The organism is uncultured Gimesia sp., assembly GCF_937919775.1.
Taxonomy (GTDB): domain Bacteria; phylum Planctomycetota; class Planctomycetia; order Planctomycetales; family Planctomycetaceae; genus Gimesia.
On record NZ_CALFPF010000559.1, the window covers coordinates 1 to 1926 of the forward strand.

2 protein-coding genes and 1 pseudogene are annotated in these 1926 nt (G+C 50.6%); all 3 read right to left on the minus strand.

Annotated elements, in window-relative coordinates:
- Positions 1–909: pseudogene (locus Q0294_RS16100) on the minus strand (cation acetate symporter); the annotation flags it as partial.
- A complete protein-coding gene (locus Q0294_RS16105) occupies positions 906–1211 on the minus strand; it encodes a DUF485 domain-containing protein (RefSeq protein ID WP_299467492.1) in 306 nt (101 codons plus the stop codon). The gene Q0294_RS16105 and the pseudogene Q0294_RS16100, both read right to left, overlap by 4 nt.
- Before the next feature lie 228 nt (positions 1212–1439).
- Positions 1440–1862 (minus strand): helix-hairpin-helix domain-containing protein, encoded by a 423-nt coding sequence (locus tag Q0294_RS16110; RefSeq protein WP_299467494.1) that lies wholly within the window; start codon positions 1860–1862, stop codon positions 1440–1442.
- Positions 1863–1926: the final 64 nt, after the last annotated feature.

A 1926-nucleotide genomic window follows, 5' to 3' on the forward strand; every position in this document is an offset into this window, starting at 1 on the left:
GTAGGGTAGCCCGTTGACGATGAGGGAACCGTTTTTTTGTTTGAGTTTAAATTGCGTTTCCGACAGGAAAAACTGCTTGTCCGGATTTTCGGTCAGTTTCCAGTAGGATGTTTTGTCGGCTCTGGTCAGTTGCAGATAACCTTTTTTCGCCCACCCTCCCTGAGTGAGGGGTATGAGCGAATCCTGTTCATTCAGGTCGAGTTCGGATCTCCAGTTTTCGATATTATCGGCAGCCGCAGGGCCAATAATTCTGAACTGATGCGTCGGCTGACCATTATTAACGGGGTCCGTCGTGAGGCCTCTTTGCAGAATCAGGACGGTCAGAATCGTACTGAAGATGACCAGCAGCGAACCTTTCAGGAATTGCACATAAGTGGTACTGACCATGCCTGCCGTGACGACAATAATAATCACAATGGTTCCCACCATGAGCACGCCGACATAATGGGGGAATCCGAGTAAGGGGGTGATTAACGCACCGGCTCCCACCATTTGCGGGATGAGATAAAAGATACTGACGGCGAGTGTGCTGATGGCTGCGGCCAGTTTGATACCCCGCGATTGGAATTTGCTGTCCAGCGCATCGGCGAAAGTGTAGCGTCCCATGCGTTTGAGCGGTTCGGCAATCACAAACAAAGCCACAATCCAGCCGGCCAGATAACCGATGGAGTACAGGAATCCGTCGTATCCATAAAAGGCAATCATGCCGCAGATACCCAGGAAGGAGGCGGCAGATAAATAGTCGCCGGCAAAAGCGACGCCGTTGACAAACCAGTGGATACCTCCGCCGGCGGCGAAGTACCCTTGAGATGATTTTGCTTTGGCACCCAGCCAGAAACTGAGCCCCAGTGTGATTGCCACAATTCCGCCGAAGATCAGGACTGCCATGAAGGATGGTTCGTAGATCATTGCGCTGCCTCTTTCTTTTTCGGAGAGGAGGACGCCATGTCATTCCGGCACAGCCAGCCATAAATCAGCGCCAGTACAAACGCGGCAATGATCAGAGCAAATCCGTATGTGATCGCCAGATTCAGTCCCGCAAAAACAACCACTTCCATTTTTGCAGGGGCGAAGGTGTTGAGAAAAACGAAGCCGCCATACAGGGCCAGATAAACAGTGAACAGCTTGAGCCCCAGGCGAGTGTTCCGGGAAATCGTCTCGACGTTTTCCTGCTCGCCAGGCTCGTTGGGGCCGTGGTCAAAACCTGCCATAAGTAGTAAACCCTTTGGTTGAAACGCTATTTCGGGGTCGATCAGTCAGCATTGCCAGATCAGTTGTATTATTGGGAATGCCTATTCAACCCGGAAATGAGCGAGGAATCAACAGACTTCAGCTCCAGGAGGGCAAAAGAATTGGGAATCTGGCGGGTTTTATTCTAAAAATGGAGTTGATTAATCGGACGTGCAGAATCAAAGGGGCAGACTTGATCGTCTGCATCGTTAATGGGAGTCAGTGGGAATCGGTTTGAAATAGATGCGGTTTTCATTCAGTTTTCGGGGGCCGATGCCTTTGACCTGTAATAAATCTTCTATCGAGAGGAACGGGCCGTGAGTTTCGCGGTGCGCGACAATTTTTTTCCCCAGGACCGGTCCGATCTGTTTCAGTTGAGCGAACTCAACCCAGGTGGCCTGATTGATATCGATCTGGTATTCGTAGGGTAACGGGTTTTGCCTGTTGATTTCGATCGGTTCGGTGCCCCAGCGGGAAAGACGCCCGAGATAGATGACAGCGAGGATCAGGATCGCAATGACAAGTAAGCCCAGAAAATACTGGTCCTCTCTTTGCAAACCCAGGAATGGTTTTGAGGGCGTTTCTTCTGGCTGGTTGTCCTGCATGTCTGGCCTGCCAATCAGGTGGTACACTATGACATGAATCTTCGTTTCTCGAATCAATCTGGTTTACAGCGCAACAAATTGATGGAATCAG

Excerpts from the sequence above, each read along its gene's own strand:
- Q0294_RS16105 (WP_299467492.1), bottom strand. The coding sequence starts at position 1,211 with ATGGCAGGTTTTGACCACGGCCCCAACGAGCCTGGCGAGCAGGAAAAC.